Genomic DNA, 826 nt, shown 5'->3' on the forward strand with positions numbered 1-826 from the left:
GGCCGGCGGGGTCGCGTGGGGCTGGTGCCGGGGCTTGTTCGTATGCTCAGGGCATGACCGACAGCAACGCGCTCGACCCCGAGGACCGCAAGATCGTCACGTTGGCCCGTTCGGCCCGCGCCCGCAACGGTGTGCCCGAGGGTGCCGCCGTCCGCGACGAGACCGGCCGCACCTATGTCGCCGGGACCGTGGCGCTGGACTCGCTGCGGCTGAGCGCGCTGCGTACGGCCGTCGCGATGGCGGTGGCGTCGGGCGCGAAGTCGCTGGAGGCCGCCGCCGTGGTCTCGGAGGCGGAGTCGCTGCCGGCCGAGGACCTGGCCGCCGTGCGCGACCTCGGCGGTGCGGGCACGCCGGTGCTGCTGGCCGGGACGGACGGGGCGGTACGGCAGACGCTGTCCGCGGGCTGAGCACCGGGCACCGGCCGGGGTGTGTGTGCCCGGGCTTCCCGGCTGTCTACAGGGCGTCCGGGCCGCGTTCGCCCGTGCGGACCCGGACGACCGTCTCGACGGGCAGCACCCACACCTTGCCGTCACCGATCTTGCCGGTCTGCGCGGCCTTCACGATCGCGTCGACGGCATCGTCCACGGCGGAGTCCTCCACCACGACCTCGATACGGCTCTTCGGCACCAGGTCGATCTGGTACTCGGCGCCCCTGTACACCTCCGTGTGCCCCCGCTGCCGGCCGTGACCGCTGGCCTCGCTGACGGTCAGGCCCTGGATGCCCAGCTCCCGCAGGGCGGCCTTGACGTCGTCGAGGCGGTACGGCTTGACGATCGCGGTGATCAGCTTCATGCCGGGTGACCTTTCGGGGCGGGTGGGGTCGGCG

At 73.6% G+C, this 826-nt stretch carries 2 protein-coding genes; one reads left to right on the forward strand and one right to left on the reverse strand.

What is annotated here, in order from left to right; translation table 11 throughout:
• Positions 1–53 precede the first annotated feature (53 nt).
• Complete coding sequence (locus MTQ10_RS30845) at positions 54–407, forward strand: cytidine deaminase (protein WP_247474117.1); 354 nt, start codon at positions 54–56, stop codon at positions 405–407.
• A gap of 46 nt (positions 408–453) precedes the next feature.
• On the opposite strand, the gene MTQ10_RS30850 is transcribed toward MTQ10_RS30845, so the two are convergent.
• A complete protein-coding gene (locus tag MTQ10_RS30850; RefSeq protein WP_247474118.1) occupies positions 454–792 on the reverse strand; it encodes a P-II family nitrogen regulator in 339 nt (112 codons plus the stop codon).
• Between the last annotated feature and the right edge of the window lie 34 nt (positions 793–826).

Source organism: Streptomyces sp. XM83C (assembly GCF_023072675.1).
GTDB lineage: Bacteria > Actinomycetota > Actinomycetes > Streptomycetales > Streptomycetaceae > Streptomyces > Streptomyces thermocoprophilus.

What these genes read in the sequence shown, in the direction of transcription:
- MTQ10_RS30845 (WP_247474117.1), top strand. Translation starts at nt 54, where the DNA reads ATGACCGACAGCAACGCGCTCGACCCCGAGGACCGCAAGATCGTCACG.
- MTQ10_RS30850 (WP_247474118.1), bottom strand. Translation starts at nt 792, where the DNA reads ATGAAGCTGATCACCGCGATCGTCAAGCCGTACCGCCTCGACGACGTC.